General features: G+C 44.1%; 12 protein-coding genes. All 12 read right to left on the bottom strand.

All coding sequences use genetic code 11. The annotated features are described in order from the left end of the window. Window positions 1-90: 90 nt before the first annotated feature. Window positions 91-1,824, bottom strand: a complete 1,734-nt coding sequence (locus tag BT127_RS02295) for an ABC transporter ATP-binding protein (protein ID WP_175541899.1) — start codon at window positions 1,822-1,824, stop codon at window positions 91-93. Further along, the gene (locus BT127_RS02290; protein ID WP_075423410.1) at window positions 1,821-3,584 is read right to left on the bottom strand and encodes an ABC transporter ATP-binding protein; all 1,764 of its coding nucleotides are present in this window, start codon (window positions 3,582-3,584) and stop codon (window positions 1,821-1,823) included. Before BT127_RS02290 ends, BT127_RS02295 begins: the two co-directional genes overlap by 4 nt. Window positions 3,585-3,830: 246 nt before the next feature. Continuing rightward, window positions 3,831-5,675, bottom strand: coding sequence for a ferrous iron transporter B (gene feoB / locus BT127_RS02285; RefSeq protein ID WP_075423409.1), 1,845 nt, complete (start codon window positions 5,673-5,675; stop codon window positions 3,831-3,833). Continuing rightward, window positions 5,672-5,890, bottom strand: a complete 219-nt coding sequence (locus BT127_RS02280; RefSeq protein ID WP_075423408.1) for a FeoA family protein — start codon at window positions 5,888-5,890, stop codon at window positions 5,672-5,674. Before BT127_RS02280 ends, feoB begins: the two co-directional genes overlap by 4 nt. Next, window positions 5,865-6,065 carry a FeoB-associated Cys-rich membrane protein gene (locus BT127_RS02275; RefSeq protein ID WP_075423407.1) on the bottom strand — a complete coding sequence of 67 codons (201 nt, stop codon included), beginning with the start codon at window positions 6,063-6,065 and terminating at the stop codon, window positions 5,865-5,867. The genes BT127_RS02280 and BT127_RS02275 overlap by 26 nt, the downstream gene beginning before the upstream one ends. A 34-nt stretch (window positions 6,066-6,099) precedes the next feature. Next, entirely contained in the window at window positions 6,100-6,780 is a 681-nt protein-coding gene (locus tag BT127_RS02270; RefSeq protein ID WP_075423406.1) for an urease accessory protein UreH domain-containing protein, read from the bottom strand. Beyond that, complete coding sequence (locus BT127_RS02265) at window positions 6,773-7,564, bottom strand: acyl-CoA dehydratase activase (RefSeq protein WP_075423405.1); 792 nt, start codon at window positions 7,562-7,564, stop codon at window positions 6,773-6,775. Before BT127_RS02265 ends, BT127_RS02270 begins: the two co-directional genes overlap by 8 nt. A 13-nt stretch (window positions 7,565-7,577) precedes the next feature. Then, window positions 7,578-8,861 (bottom strand): 2-hydroxyacyl-CoA dehydratase subunit D, encoded by a 1,284-nt coding sequence (locus tag BT127_RS02260; RefSeq protein ID WP_075423404.1) that lies wholly within the window; start codon window positions 8,859-8,861, stop codon window positions 7,578-7,580. 6 nt (window positions 8,862-8,867) lie between these two features. Beyond that, entirely contained in the window at window positions 8,868-10,610 is a 1,743-nt protein-coding gene (locus tag BT127_RS02255) for a 4Fe-4S binding protein (RefSeq protein ID WP_075423403.1), read from the bottom strand. Window positions 10,611-10,624: 14 nt separating this feature from the next. Continuing rightward, entirely contained in the window at window positions 10,625-11,746 is a 1,122-nt protein-coding gene (locus BT127_RS02250) for a 2-hydroxyacyl-CoA dehydratase family protein (RefSeq protein ID WP_175541898.1), read from the bottom strand. Between the two features lie 5 nt (window positions 11,747-11,751). After that, window positions 11,752-13,101, bottom strand: a complete 1,350-nt coding sequence (locus BT127_RS02245) for a condensation domain-containing protein (RefSeq protein ID WP_075423401.1) — start codon at window positions 13,099-13,101, stop codon at window positions 11,752-11,754. A gap of 9 nt (window positions 13,102-13,110) precedes the next feature. After that, window positions 13,111-16,491 carry a non-ribosomal peptide synthetase gene (locus BT127_RS02240; RefSeq protein WP_075423400.1) on the bottom strand — a complete coding sequence of 1,127 codons (3,381 nt, stop codon included), beginning with the start codon at window positions 16,489-16,491 and terminating at the stop codon, window positions 13,111-13,113. Window positions 16,492-16,493 lie beyond the last annotated feature (2 nt).

The following is a 16,493-nucleotide window of genomic DNA, read 5'->3' as shown; positions in this document are numbered from 1 at the left end:
AGAATTCCATGTATTCATCGTGGGAACAATATATTTAACACTTACAAGAACAACAGCTCCCATATAGGGAGCTGCATATGAAAGCATACATTACATTTTCCAGTTCTGTGAAATAAGCTGCTGATCTGTCATGTGCTTGAAAATTCCATTCTGTTTTATGAGTTCTGCAGGTGAACCCTCTTCTGCGGTAACTCCGTCCTTAAGCACTACAACATGATCTGCATCTGCAATAGTACGCATACGGTGCGCGATGATAAGAACTGTCTTGTTCTTGATAAGCTCCGAAAGCGCCTGCTGTATAGCGGTCTCGTTTTCAACATCGAGGGACGCTGTAGCTTCGTCAAGAAGTATTACAGGTGCGTCCTTCAGCAATGCTCTTGCTATGGATATCCTCTGTCTCTCACCGCCTGAAAGTTCACTTCCGTTTTCGCCTATCATAGTATCGTAACCATCGGGAAGCCTGCTGATGAATTCATCACATCTCGCCATTCTTGCTGCTCTCTTTATTTCCTCATCCGTTGCACCCTTTTTACCTATAAGGATATTTTCTCTTACAGTATTATTAAACAGTGTAACATCCTGGAAAACAAATGAGAACAACGAACACAGTGTTTCAGGATCTATCTTTGAAACATCCATACCGCCAAGACGTATCGTTCCGCTTTTAGCGTCCCAGAAACGTGCTGCAAGCTTTGATACTGTAGTCTTTCCGCCGCCGCTTGGTCCGATAAGTGCTGTGACCTCTCCCTGTTTAGCAGTGAATGAAACATCCTTAAGAACTTCTGTATCGTCATCGTATGAAAATGAAACATGATCAAATTCTATGTCAAAGCCGTTATTGGTAAGTCTCTGTTCGCCCTGCTGAACTTCATGATCAAGTATCTCGTTAAGTCTTTCGCACTGTATTCCCGTCATAATAATAGCCGCAAAATTCTGAAGTGTTATTTCCATAGGATCATAGAATCTTGATACCAGCATAAGGAACAGGAAGAACGTGAGGATAGTTATTTCTCCGCCTGCGAAAAGAAGTCCGCCAACAAGGGCAGTGGTACCGATACCGAGCTTAAGGATTATAGATGCGATATTGACAGTTATTCCAAGCTTTATCTCAACGTTTAGCGCCTGCTTTTCAACGTTATCGATCTTTTTATCAAGACCTTCCATATATCTGTCCTGATAATTATTTACACGGATATCCTTTACTGATTCCAGGCACTCCTGTATTCCTTCTTCCAGTTCAAGCATTGCCTCTGAATTATGCTCGGCAGCTTTCTTCTCCATGCCTGATGATAACCATATAGCAATAAATGATACAGGTACTACCCAGAAGCAGGCAAGTGCCATACGCCAGTCAAAGAATATGAACATTGCAGCACCGATTATCACCGTCGATATCAGCGAACCGATCATTTCGGGTATCCAGTGGCTTGCAGCAGTTTCTACCTGTGTACAGTCCCCCATCATGGTCGTTGTAAGATCTGTAAGATCTTTCTTTCCGAAGAAAGACTGGGGAAGTTTTCTTATTTTCTCTGCAAGACTTATTCTTCTTACACCGCTTTCGGTGTAAGTTGCAAGGAACGATGCATTGTACTGTATATGGTGTGCGATCGCCATAAGTATTATCACAGCTAAGCACATAATGAGATACAGCGGTATCTTACTCTTTGAAAGATCGTTATCCATCATATCCTTAATCAGCTTATAGAGTACCGCAACAGGAAGCATCAGAACTATATTCGTAAATGCAACGCAGAAGCAAGCCTTGATCATATCGGCTGCACCGCGGTCCGAAAGAGCATATTTACGCTTTAATTTTTCAATCATCTTCTGATCCTCCATTCTGCCGAACGTGTATACTCATCAAACATCTTTGCATAGATGCCGTTTTTCTGCATAAGTTCCTCATGGCTTCCGCTCTCTGCAACAACACCTTCATTAAGTACGTATATCCTGTCAGCATTTGTAACAGTACTTAATCTGTGAGCTATCATAATGAGAGTCTTGCCTTTTGAAAGCTCCTCCATTGCTGCCTGTACAAGTGCCTCATTATCAGGATCGGCAAATGCTGTTGCCTCATCGAGTATGATTATCGGAGCGTTTTTGAGTATAGCTCTTGCAATGGTTATGCGCTGTTTCTCGCCTCCTGAGAGATAAGTTCCCTTCGCACCTATAACTGTATGTATACCGTTTGGAAGCTTGTTTATTATGTCCATACACTGTGCCGCTTCAAGAGCCTTCATTACTTCTTCTTCCGAAGCCTCTGGTCGTGCAAGACGTACATTTTCAAGTATTGAAGTCTTAAGGAGATTGCTGTTCTGGAACACAAAAGATATCTTCTTCATCAGTTCTTTCTGAGGGATGTCCTTTATATTGACTCCGCCAACGTATATCGCGCCTTCCGTAACATCAAAGAATCTTGATATAAGTGCTGCGGCTGTTGACTTTCCTCCGCCGCTTGGACCTACAAGCGCTATATGTTCACCTGAGCGTATGTCAAGGGAAAGTCCTCTGAGCACCATATCAGTGTCCTCTTTGTATCTGAATTTCACGTTATCAAGAGTAATCGAATCATCCTTCGGAAGAGCCTTGCTCTCTGCATCGGGAAGGGGTTCTATCTCGAGAATACCACTTATTCTTCTTAAAGCATCTATCAGTGTCATTTCCTGTTCGCCTGAATATGCTATCTTTGAAAGAGTTACTGTAAGAAGCGGAGTAACGATAATGTAATATGTGAAGTTGAGGATGATATCAGTAGTTATTTCGCCCTTTATGAGAACAAATGCAGCCGCTACGATAAACGCGAATATCGCATTTACAAATGTGAGATATCCCACCATAGAGGGACGCATGAGCTTGGTATATGTCACAGACCAGCTGCTGTAATCATCTATCGCTTTCTTGAACCTGCGGAAGGAATCCACCGACTGTCCGAATATCTTGACTACCGATATGCCGCGGACATATTCCGTAGCCTCACTGCTCATAACATCGAGGGCGTTCTGGTATTCAGACATTTTCTGCTGTATAACCTTGCCCTTTGTACGCATCATGCAGGCAAAAGCAAGTATAACAGGAATAAGGCATACAAGTCCCAGTTTCCAGTCAAAAATTACGAAAAGCACGAGCAGTCCTATTGGAGTTGCGGCTGCGGCTGCCTTATCAGGCAGATTATGTGCGATATATGTCTCTACAGCAGAGGCAGCTCCATTGAATATCCTTCTGAGTTTTCCTGTTCCAGACTGGTCAAAAACTCCCAGCGGAAGCGTCAGTATCCTTCTCATAAGCGAGCTTCTCATATTTGCCTGTACACGCATTGCCGCAACATGAGTACACCAGAGCGCACATATATACAGTGCCATTGATACCGCTGTAAGAATAACTGCCTGCCATCCCAGAGAGCTCATCTCGGACCTTTCACCGCCGTTGAGGGCTACCTTTAGTATCTTCCAGATGTCATAGAAAGGAATAAGTGCAACAAAGGCACTCAATGCAGCAAGGAGCCTTCCCAGAGTCAGAACTCCCTTGCATTTCCTGGCATAGGGATCGATAATCTTCATGACATCGATCTTTTCATTTTTCTCCATTATAAGATCATCTCCTGTTATATATTTAATCTCTGTCCAACAGTCTGAAATCAGTATAATACAGCTTGTTTCATCCGATTTCAAGTTGTCAGATGACAAAATCAGCACGGCATAAGTGAATGTGATGTGCAGATCCCATATTTTATAAAAAATTTGCGCTTCCCGAACAAAACCCGGTTATTGAATACGCATTATTTATACGCGACTATCCGCAGCGTTCATGAATGTGCGCTGCGGATAATTCTGTTACATGAATATAGAAGCAATGTGGTAAATGATGCAGGAAAGTACAAGTGCACCTCCGATATAGAATAGCGCTACTTTTGCAGTCCATTTAAGTGAATGTGATTCACGGTATGTAGTTGACAGAGCCATTACACATGGTACATTGAATGTACATGCAAACATGAATGCAAGTGCCTCCGCCTTTGAGATACTCTGTGTTATCACATCTGCAAGAGCTGCATTGTCGCCGACACCGAGCTTTGCATTGAATGCAGCATCAACTACAGTGTTCTGTCCGACGAATACAGAGTTGAGTACACCGAGAGTTGCTTCCTTTGCAAATGCCGAGCTGAGGAATGCCATAAAGGTCTGCCAGCCCATGCCGAAGAATTTGGTCACAGGTTCTATCGCAGTACCTACCTTGTAAAGCACACTGTCCTCGATATTGCCTGATGAACTGTAAAGGAGAAGCCAGAAGATAAGTGATACTATCGCAACAGTACTGAGAGCACGTTTGAAAATATCCCATGCTTTAAGCAGTGCTTCCTTGAGGATATGTCCCCAGTGTGCCTTATGATAAGGGGGAAGCTCCATTATCATACCTGTTCTTGAAGCCTTCGGTGCAAGCTTTGCTCCGAACACCTTCGATACTATAACTATCATGACCACCATGTATGCAAGGATTCCGAGACATACAAGCATTGTGCCCGCAGGTGAGAAGAACATTCCCGAGATAACAGGTACAACGCCCCATATAGCACTGCAGGGAACTGCCCATACAACTGCCATTGAGAGCATTCGCTGTCCCCAGTTATCCATTACTCTCGTACCGCTTGCACCGCCTATGGTACAGCCGAATCCCATAAGAAGCGGGCAGACAGCCTTGCCCTGTAAACCAAGCTTTGAGAGCATGCCGTCAAACTGATATGCAACTCTTGCAAGGAATCCTATTTCTTCAAGGAAACCAAAGACTATATTTATTCCCAGAACGAATGAAGCCATGGATATCGCAAACGCAACAACGTTCGGAAGGATAAGACTGAATACCGACGTAAGCCACGAATTTACGTGCCAGCCCTGAAGCAGATCGGATATAGGCTGACCAAGTGCCGCAGGTATTTTCATCGAAGTTTTTGCAAATGGGAGCCATATCATCATTGCGACCATAAACGCTGTAAGTATGATAAGTACAGATATGACCTTTCCCCAGAAAGGATGCAGTGCGATACGGTCGAACTTTGCGGTCTTGTATACGGGAGAAGCAGTTTTTGTAACACCGTTCAGTATCTTTTCGATCCATTTATACTTTGATTTGCTCTTATCCATCATTCCTGCTTCACGGCTGAATTCAGGTTCGGAACTGATCATTTTTGGTGAAGCAAGACCATCAGCAAGAAGCTTTTTCAGCTTGTCATATCCCTTTCCGTCAGCGGCGGTGAAAGCAAGCACAGGTATGCCGAGCCTTTTTGAAAGCAGTTCAGCATCTATCTTCTTGTTCTGCGATTCGGCAACGTCCATCATGTTGAGTACAAGTACGGCAGGCTTTTTAAGCGCTGTAAATTCCGATACCATGAACATACTCCTCTCAAGCTGAGAGGCATCCACCAGAACACAGACAAGGTCGGCTTTTCCTGAATTGACATAGTCGGTTGTTATGACCTCTTCATCAGAGTTACCTGTAAGGCCATAGCTTCCGGGCAGGTCGATAAGTGAATACTTCACTCCGTCATAGCTGAATGAACCCTCGTTTTTCTCGACCGTCTTTCCCGGCCAGTTTCCGACATGCTGATGTGAGCCTGTTAGTGCGTTATATACTGTAGATTTTCCTGAGTTTGGCTGACCTAAAAGTGCTATCCTCGTATTCATATTTTTACCTCGATCCTTTCAGCATCATCACGGTTCAGTGCGATAAGTGTTTCCCTGAGATAGATCAGAACAGGCATTTTCTTGTCATTTCTTACTACCTGAAACGAAACATCCTCTGTTATACCAATGGCTGTGACGCGGTTCACAAAGCGGTCATCGCCCTTGATACTTACGATCCTGCCGTGACTATCAGGCTTGGTTTCCGTCAGTTTCATTGTTTTTTTCCTCCTTATCAGATTTTATACAACAGCCGCTGCAGCCTGCACATCCGCATCCGCAGCCGCCTTGTTTGTGTGACTTTATCTTGCTTCTCAAAGCCGCAGCAAGTATGATCAGAACCACTGCAAACAATATGACCGAAGCAATATTATCTCTTATCCAGTCCGTCATAAAGCGTTTCATCTCCTATCACGCATAAGCAGTTTCAGACTATCTTAAGAGTGAGTCCTGATATTATCATGACCGCTCCTGAAATCATTTTCATTATATTTCCTGTATCAGCCTTTGCAAATTCCGACTTTTTTGATACAACTCCCGCTATTATCATCATGAGAATAACAGGCGATACAGCATTTGCCGCTGTAAATATAACGGATGCAAGCAGTTTCTGCCACACCTTCATTGCAAGGGACTCGGTGAGAAGCAGTATGAGCGGAGCACATGGCGTTATTCCGTAAGCAAGACCTATCATGAAAGGCGAAATGAACCTTGTGTCCTTATCACTGCTTTTCATGCACATCTGTCCGCAGCCGCCGCAGTTTCCTCCGCATCCGCCTTTTTTTCGGAGTGATGTTATGATGTAATATATACCTGCCGCAACAAGAGTTGCCTTAAGGAAAATATTAACGCTTCCTCCGTTTATTGATCCGAGAAAGTTTACAAGTATCTCGCCTGCAAAATGTGCGGTCATGCAAAGGGCGATAACCGAAGAAAGTTTCCCCAGATAAAAAGCAAGATATGATACGAAAGCTTTCTTCACATTATCCGCATATGTCAGTACATTCGTTGAAAGTACGATGCCTATATTCGGACTGCATGAGATACCGCATCTGCTTCCTATCAGCACGAGAGTGAGCAGAGTTGCAATATATGCCTTATCACTCATCTCGCTTCCTTTCGCTTGCAAGTACCGCCGCACCTATCGAGCCGTTGAACTGCGGATGTGATGCAACGAATATATCCTTCATAAGTTCGTCCTCAAAAGCCTGTCGGAGGCCTGTATTGAGCGCTCCGCCGCCTGTCATGAGGATATCACCGTTCATTTCCTGCTTTTTTATCATTCGGATGATACGTCTTGCCATCGAGTAGTGCATACCGGCAAGTATATCCTCGCGGGCATATTTTCTTGCAAGAAGCGATATTACTTCAGACTGCGCAAAAACCGCACACATACTGTTTATCTCACAAGGCGCCTTGCTTTCGAGCGATATAGGACCTACGCAGTCGATAGTCGTTTCAAGTATCTGCGCTATAACTTCCATGAATTTTCCCGTACCTGCCGCACATTTATCGTTCATGGTGAAATTCTTTACCCTGTAATTTGCGTCAAGATAGATTATCTTGCTGTCCTGACCGCCAATGTCGATTATAAGTCCCGGCTTGAATTCCTTCGGAGCCGTAAGCTTTACACCACATGCATGTGCAGTGATCTCGGATACGTCATCATCGGCTATATCAATGATCTTACGGCTGTAGCCTGTTGCCATGATATATTTAACATCGTCCCTGGTGATACCGTTTTTTGCGGTTATCTCTTCAAGCAGACGCTTTGCTGTTCCGGGATTGTCAATACCTGTGGGAGCTATCATTGTATCCACTATTCTGTCTTTCTGTATCAGTGCGGCTTTTACATATGTAGAACCGCCGTCGATACCCATATAATAATCCATGATCACACCTGCCTTACTTTGAGAATTTTATAACTTCAAGGAACGCTTCAAGTCTAATTTTAAGCTGTTCAACGTCCTCTTCACTATAATCGGTCTCTACTCTTAATACCTTAACGCCCATGCTTTCGAGCATATCCTCTATGCGCTGATATTCATAGTCGTAAACCAGACATCCGCGAAGCACATGATATATAACTCCGTCCACCTGATTGCGTTCTATGAGTTTCTTTATCCTGTAAAGCCGCTTATCCGTATCCACAAACACGGGACAGGTACAGGGACGTATCGCTTTTACTGCAAGGGCATGCATAAGTCCGTCCATTGAGCAGTCATTGATAACAGGCACATCCGAATAACCGCGTTCGCCTATACAGGTCTCATCAGCTACAACGACTCCGCCGGAACTTTCGATGATATAGGGGATCTTTACATTCGGGAATATCATCGGCGAACCTGTAAGCATAATTCTCGGAGTGTTCTTTCTTGCCGCACTCACTCCTGAATCTATCCTTTTTTCAAGCTCGTCATTAAGAACGCTGAGATGTCCTCGCCATTCCTCAGGTCTCATGTAAGTGTAGGCGTTGAACAGCATTATCGAATGTATACCGTGTATAACGCTCGGGAAGCGGCTTTTCAGACGGAAAAAGCGTTCCGTTTCAAGAGCTGTTGCGTAGGTCTCGCCAATCGCATCATACAGCTTCTTGTACGTTATTTTTTCTCCGAGATTTTCTTCAAGGTAATCCTTAAGCTTATAAAGCTCGGTCACATACTCCTCAATAGAACCGTCATCCTGACTCGCAGAAGGTATCCTCATAGAATGAACGCTGTGGAATTCCCTCAGCTTATCAACAAGCTTTCGTTTACAGTCACAGGTTACAGGGATAACGGAATACCTGCAATCTCCGAGATACGCCATACTATTCGGCATTATGCTTCCTGCTGCCGCCTTGACAAGCGGACAAGCATCCTTCGGAAGTATCTCTTCTCCGAGCTGAAGTGCAACGTGATTTCCGCTGCATATCCTGACAGGTTTTCCTCCTGCCGCATAGACAAGCTCTTCGGGGACCATAACGCAGTATGTTCCCACGGTTTTCAGTGCCGACTCTTCAAATATCTTTTTGTTGTTTACATAAACGTCCTCAAGAACATTCCAGAATGGAGCCATTGCTTCAGGAACGTTGTTCATTTCTCTGACGCTTCTGAGATACTTCGCAGATATTCTTGCAGTCTTACGGACGAATCTCTCTTCCGCTCTTTTATTCAGAGCTTCTTCGCCAATAGTAACGTTTGAACTCATAGTCTATCACTTTTTCTTTCTTATCTGTCTTTTCAGGAATTTATCCGCAGACGATTCGTATATCTTCTTGCCGAAAACGGTAATGTACAAAGCTCCGCTGCAGGGGCACTGGTTTACGCACTTTCCGCACAATAAACACTCCTTGCAGGTAAGGTCCTCTTTTTCATGCTCTGTATATATAGACTTTATGCCGACAGGGCAGGCATCATAGCATGCGCCGCACTCTGTACAAGCTGTTCCTGATTTTCTTATCTTAACAGGACATATCTTGTGGCACAATCCTATAATGAAGCCCAGCGGACAGATGTTGCAGAAAAATCTGTCCTTGAAGAAGCTTCCTATGACTGCCAGAGAGGCTGTGATAAGGCTGGTATACACATTTATCCTGAATCCAGCGAACGCAGGTGATGTAGCGACCGCAGCAGGACAGAAATGACAGTAATCGATGCCGAAGAAGCCAAGTCCCACAAAGATGATGACCATTTCCGTCTGTATGACTCTGAGTACCTTATATCCTTTTTCGGATATCTTTATCTCTCTGATGTGAAGAGCCTGTCTCAGGTCGCACAGCTTATCCTGTATGAATCCCATAGGGCATATAAAGCCGCAAAGCAGTCTGCCGAAAAGGAGTGTTACAGCAAGCATTCCCACAAACCAGCCTGTACCCCAGAGCATGAAGTCCTTAATGCTCCAGTTCATCTGATCCATGAAGCCCTTGAACATCTCAACCGAATCCTTCGGATCAGACATCCAGTAAGAAATGTGGCTTATATAATAGCAGCTTCCGCACTGGATGAACTGATTCGTATTCCAGCCGCAGGCAAAAACGGGTATATCCGAATTTGATACCTTGAATCCGAAGAAATACGATCCGAAGAAAATAAATATAAAGGATATGATATGGACAATGTCTCTTATACGCCAGAAAGTATCCTTTCTGTTGTTTCTTGTTGCAAAGGCAGACACATCATATCTGTTTTTGCCTCCAAACAGGAACCTTCTTATTATCAACACCGCAGCTATTCCCGCAATTGATACGGCTAAGAGCAGCAGTACAGGAACTATTCCCTTTCTGAAGCCATACCATGACCTTTCGCTGTGCTGTGCGATAAGGAAAAAAATGTACTTATCGCTGCCGTCTGAATAGGTAACAGTAAGACCTCCGGGTATCTCCTTCAGCGAGCTGAATTTGATCGTTCCGTTCTTATCTGTGGAGACTTTCCTTTCCCCTTTGACCGTTCTGAGCATTACCTCTTCATTGCGGAGCGGTTCACCGTTCAGCCAGACTGTTATGTCTTCTTCCTTGGTTATCTCCTTTGCATTCATCACAACTTCAAAGGGTACGGTTTCCATATCAAAAGCGTTTGGCTTTGCATAATGACCGCTTCCTGCATCGGTCACAGCTTTGGCGTATTCATGGATCGTCATTCCGTCAGCCGATCTTTCGTCAAGCACTACAAGGAATGCTGAGCATCCCTCATAAGCTCCGTCTGTTATTTCGTTGATGCCTGTTTCTTCTGTAAGATAATACCATGTTACGCTGCTTTCATCCGCTCCGGACGGAATATCAAGTGTAAGCGAATCATCCTTGAAAGTATATCCAAGATGCTCTCCGCCGTTATTATTTTTGTTAAGGCTGATGGTCCTGTCAAATGAACATATGCATATGACGGAAGTACTCAGCGCTATGACCAATATAAGTATCATAGCAAGAGCGCCTATAAGATTTCTGCGATATGAATTGAACATCTTTTATCCTTTCATCAAACCAATATCTCACGAAAAGCCTCTATTCTGAGGCGGAGCTGTTCGATATCGTTTTCCTGATAATCCGTTTCTATCTTGAAGTATGATATGCCGCATCTTTCACACAGCTTCTCGTAGTGTACCGAATCGGCGTCCTCGGTTTTTCTTCCGCGGATGACATGGAAAATAACTCCATCCGGTCTTGTAGAGTTTATCTCATCCTTTAACCTGTTAAGAGTGTAGTCTGTCTCAAGATATCCTGAAAGAGTTATGTTGCCTATTGAATTTCTGATTATACTGTAGAACTGTGAATAGTCGGTCTTTCTTGTCTTCATTTCCTTGTCGAAGTAAAGCTGCATCACAGGGTCAATACAACTGAGAAGACGGATATTCGTCTCTCTGAACAGCCTTATCACCTTGTGGTTAGGATAAAATACAGGCGAACCCACAAGTATCACTCCCGGATCGGACGAAACCGCTGTATTCTCTTCCTTATCTGACATGCTGTCATTAAGAGCAGTAAGCTTTTCGAGCCATTCCTCTTTATTGCGGCTGCAGTAAAGAGAGTTCACAACTGTCATGATATCACCGTGTTCGATAATATCGGGATGCTTTCTGCTTAGTGCCACAAGACGTCTTACCTGTTTCCTTGCGCTGTTCATGAAGCTAACAGCACCTCTGATACTGCCGCGTTTTATCCCGACTGTCTTCTTAAGCTGTTCAAACAGTCCGTAAAGGCTTTTCTGCCAGTATCCGTTAACATCATCCGACTGATACATCGCAGGCATATCGACCGTTATAACTCTGCATTTTTCGCGCAGTTCACATGCAAGCTTACGGGAATTATCATCACCGATAAGTATTACTGCCGCATCAAGATCTTCTATGTTAAGTCTGTCCGAACGAAGAAGTCCGAAAATCGATCTGCTCAGATCATCCGCATCCTTAGGAACATTGTCACATTCCCTTGCTTCTGTAGGAGTTCCGCTCAGTATCCACAGCGGAGAACTGTCAAAACAGTATATCAGCTCGGGAGGCAGTCCTGCACCGATAACAGCTATCCTTCCCCTGCATTCGATCCTGTCCCGATAGAAGCTTTCGTTTATGCTTCTGAAATAATCTGTCATTTCTTCAGTCATTATCATCAGTCCTCAAATCTTACAGTATCGGATATGCCGCTCATCATATTATTGATGCATCTTGTTATACTATCCTTGAAAGCGGTGATATCCTCAACAGGCACATATTTCGGATTTGTAGCAAAGCCTATCTCTATCATTCCGTTGGTCTCTGTGATGAACAGAACAAAGAAATAAAGATCCCAGTTCACTATCATGGGAACCTGCCACATAGAGGTCCTGAGTCCGGGAATGAACTGTATCTCATCAACTCCGTCCCCCTGAGAAGAAACCATTTCTACTCCGCCCTGATTCATGAAAGTCAGCATAAATCTGCTTGCGCCTATGTTCTCGTTCCATGTGTTCTGATTTTTAACGTTCTCTGCTATCTTCCTGCCGGTCTTTTTCAATATATCCGAATACGAATCACCTTCTTCAATATCAAGACGGTGGGATATCATCTGCACCATAGGTCCCACTGTAGTGAAATGGGACAGCTTGCTTCTGTTAGCCATTGAATATGTTATCGCAGTGTCTCTTTCTCCGTAAACTGCCGTCTGTGCGTAATGAACTGCGGTGAGGATCACGGAGGAAAAAGTCACATTGTTGTTCCGGCAGAATTCCTGCACAGGCGCTTTCTCGAACGCCAGATAGAAATCACTTTCCTTAAAATCATGGGAACCCTTTCTGTCCGTCAGTTCAATAGCAGGGAGATCGGCGAATTCGTCCTTCCAGTAAGCCTTATACTTCTTCTCGGTATCTTCTGTACGGCTTGCCGCCTGAGCAAGATAGAAATCCATGAATTCGTCGCCTGAATACATTTTTTCATCTTCAATGTCAAGGTAAGTTTTAAGGAGCTGATTCATAATGTTTCCGACGGAATGTCCGTCGGTTATAACATGATTTATAATAAGTCCGAGGAAATAGTCCTCTTCTCCGAGCTTGTAGAACTTGAAAGTAAAAAGCAGTTCATTTTCAAGATCGGGATATTTATAGATGATATCAGTAACAGCTTTCTTTGCGTATTCCATATTCTCATCGGGATCATCCGAGGGAAGATACTCTATTTCAGCGTGATAATCAAGGTTTTCGATTATTCTGAAGCGATATCCTTCTCTGCCCGTATCTTTCACGAGGTTCATCCTGAAAGCGTGATTCCTTCTGACAAGCTCGGTAAGAGCATATTTCATGCGGTCTTCATCAACTATGCCCTTTAATCTGAGGCAGGCAGGAATATACAGACAGAAGGGCGGTATCGTTTCTCCGCTGTAAAACTTCATTCCCTCTGCGAAGAAAGCTGTTATATTTGCAAGTCGGAATTCGGTATTTCCGTCCTTATCCTTATAGAAAACCAGTTTTTCCTTATCGAGTTTCATACCTTCTCCTTATACACTGAATTTATTTGCGGAAAGCTGTTCGTTTATCTCGCCCTCTATCTCACTGAGTGCGTCAACATTCAGGATATCGAAAGCGTCTATCTCAACGTTCATCTTTTCCTGAAGCCATGTTGCAAGCTTCATAGCCTGTATCGAGTCGCCGTTATTGGCGATGAATCCTGCATTCATCTTTATTGATGATGTACCGAAGAGTTCCTTCAGTATAGCGGTGAATTCAGTATCCTCGGTTATTTCATCGGTTTCAGAAGCAGTATTCTCGTTTGCTTCTTCAGCCATTGATGTAAGCTTCTTCCTGTCTATCTTGGAGTTCTTTGTAACAGGCATATCTTCAAGATGCATTATCAGCGAAGGCAGCATATATTCGGGGACCTCAACACGGATAGTATCAAGTATCACATTATTGTCAAGCTCTTCACCTGTATAGAACGCAGCTATCTTTTCGTGTTTCTTGTCGAATACTGCTGCGCATGAGGTTATCTGCGCCATTCCCGACATCATGCTCTCTATTTCGCCAAGCTCCACTCTGTAACCGTTGAGCTTTATCTGTGCATCTTCACGTCCGAGGAATTCTATCAGGTTTTCTTCGCGGTATCTTCCGAAGTCTCCTGTCCTGTACCATCTCAGTCCATCACGTTCAACGAACTTGTTTGCCGTTGTTTCGGGATCACCTGCATAACCTGCTGCAACGCCGCTTCCGCCTATCCAAAGCTCGCCCTTTACATAAGGACGGCAGTCTCTTCCGTTTTTGTCAACAACACGGTAAAGCTGTCCGTCAAGAGGATATCCGTATGGTATCGTAGACCATCCGCTTCTCAGAGGCAGAGTTACTTTGTAAAGATTGGACCATATAGCGCCCTCAGTAGCTCCTCCCATAGCAGCTACTGCACAATTATCGGTTCTTCTGTTTATTCTCTCAGGCAGTTCAAGGCTTATCCAGTCACCTGAAAGCATAACTGTTCTGAGCGGCAGCTTTTCATGTGAAAGCGATTCCGCGCCCATAAGCAGCATCTCCATAAGCACAGGAACGGAATTCCATACTGTAATTCCATACTTTTCAACTGCCTTGAGCCATACCATGTTATCCTTTGCAGTGTGATTGTCCAGTGTGACAAGAGTTCCGCCCTTTCCGAGGATTCCGAACACATCGTATACAGAAAGATCGAAATCTATCGCAGAAACTGCAAGTGCCGAATCCTTATCGCTTATGCCATATTCCCTGTTGACTGCGTCTATGGTATTTACGGCATTGTAATGAGTTACAACAACGCCCTTAGGTTCGCCTGTTGTACCGGATGTAAGTATTATGTAGGCAACGCCCTTGTTGTCGGGATAAGCATATGGTGAAGCTTCGTTGCAGCCGTCTCTGCCTGCGATATCTATGACCTTCATGCCATCGGGATAATCGAGTTCTTCGGAATACTTCTTATCTGTGAGAACATTTTTTATGTTGCAGCGTTCGTATATCTTCTTGCGGCGTTCAAAAGGAAGGTGCGTTCCGACAGGTACATAATGACCGCCTGCACAGAGTATACCGTATATAGCTATTATCTGTCCGAAGCCTCTGTCAAGTGTAACAGCAACAGCATCACCCGGTCTCATGCCGTTTTCTGCAAGGAGTGCAGCTGTTTTCAGTGCTTCGCTTTTAAGTTCGCCGTAGGACATGAAACTTCCGTCCGCAGCAGAAATAAGAGCCTTTTTGTCAGGTGCGGTCTCCGCATATTCAAGCATTCCTGTATGGATAAGTCCGTTATTTTCAGGAAGCACATAATTCTCAGGTACACATGAAGGTTCGCTGTCTGCGAAAATAAAGCTCCAGTCTCCGCCGCTTTCAGCGATACGTTCAAACATAGCGTTCATATCGCTGAACATACCCTCTATAACGGCATCCTCGAAGAGTTCCTCAGGAGAGTCGAAGGAGAAAATTATAGTGTCTCCTGCTTCAACTATCTGGAAATCGATGTAGACCTGCGGAGTCTGTGATATCATAAATCCAAGCTCGCCGAATGTGTTAAGGCATGTGTCATCCAGCAGCTTCTGTCCTATAGTATAGGAATAAACAACAGGCGCAACGGGAGCTGAGGTATCCTGCCTTGCATCTCTTATCAGCTTCTGTACTTTAACTCCGCTGTAAGCACTGTAGGAAAGGTTCTCACGGAATGAATCACCTATCCTCTTTGTTCTTGCTTCAAAGCTGTCGCTGATACGGCAGTCGGCATCAACAAGAAGAAGATTTGTAAAGTCCGCAACAACTTTGTCTATGCCTTCTATATTCGTATCTCTGTTGAATATCGGGATATTGATAAGGAATCTGTCTTCAGTGGACCATCTCTCAACTGCAGAAGCATAAACTGTCAGAAGTGCCATAGCAGGAGTAGTCTTATTTGCTGCACAAGCCTTTTCAAACTTCTCCCATTTACTTCTTTCTATCCTGTATACCTGACGCTTGTATGTACAGCTTTCCTTTTCAAGCGCGCCTTCATTTACAGGAAGCTCAGGTCTTCCGGGCATATACGGAGCCTTTTCCTTCCAGAATCTTTCTGCCTCTGCGATATCGTCCTTAAGATCGTTCTGCTGCTTTTCTGCATAAGCTGCAAGATCCCAGTGCTTCGGAGCATCAGGTTCCTGACCTATATAGAGCTTGCAAAGGTCATTCATTATGATATAGAAGCTCATAACGTCAGCAGCTATGAGATCAAGGTCGAAATGTATTCTTGTTTTACTATCAGGGAGCAGTGAAAGTGCAAGTCCCGCAGTCTCTCCCTTGTCGATCTTCAGCTTCCGCTGTGAACGCTCATCTCGTATCTGCTGCAGCTTTTCCTCAGCCTGTTCAGCCGAAAGCTCCCTCAGATCAAAAACATCCAGCTTGTCGAACGGCGATTTTTCAAGTATACGCTGATTGCCAGAAGGAGTTATAGTCATTCTCATCATCGGATGATATCCGAATATCCTCTTCCATGCATCCTGAAGCCTTTCAGGTTCGATGCCGCTGCCGTCCAGTTCAAGATAAACGTGACAGCTTACGTTACCGAGGTTCTTGGTCATGTTTCTCCCGAACCAGTAGGATTTCTGTATATCGGTAAGCGGAAATTCCTCAGCCTTTGCAGGAGCCAATGCAGCTTCCTGTGGTTTCAGTCCTGTATTATTTCCATACTTTCCTGCAAGCTTCACCCATTCGCTGAATACAGGTTTTGTTCCGAGTTCAAATACAGGTATTTTCACTCCGTATTTTTTAAGTCTGTTTGCTGTATTCATTATCTGTATCGAAGTGAGGCCCATTTCAATAAGGTCATCATCCTTCTTGCTCTCTGAAAAATCAGGGATAAATCCCTTCACGATATCAAACAATATTTCTTCTCTGAATAATTCCATTT

The sequence above is a fragment of the Ruminococcus sp. XPD3002 genome, assembly GCA_900119535.1.
In the GTDB taxonomy this organism is placed as follows: Bacteria; Bacillota; Clostridia; order Oscillospirales; family Ruminococcaceae; genus Ruminococcus; species Ruminococcus flavefaciens_H.
The sequence above is the reverse complement of the archived record's forward strand: the minus strand, read 5'-3'. Positions and strand labels throughout refer to the sequence as shown.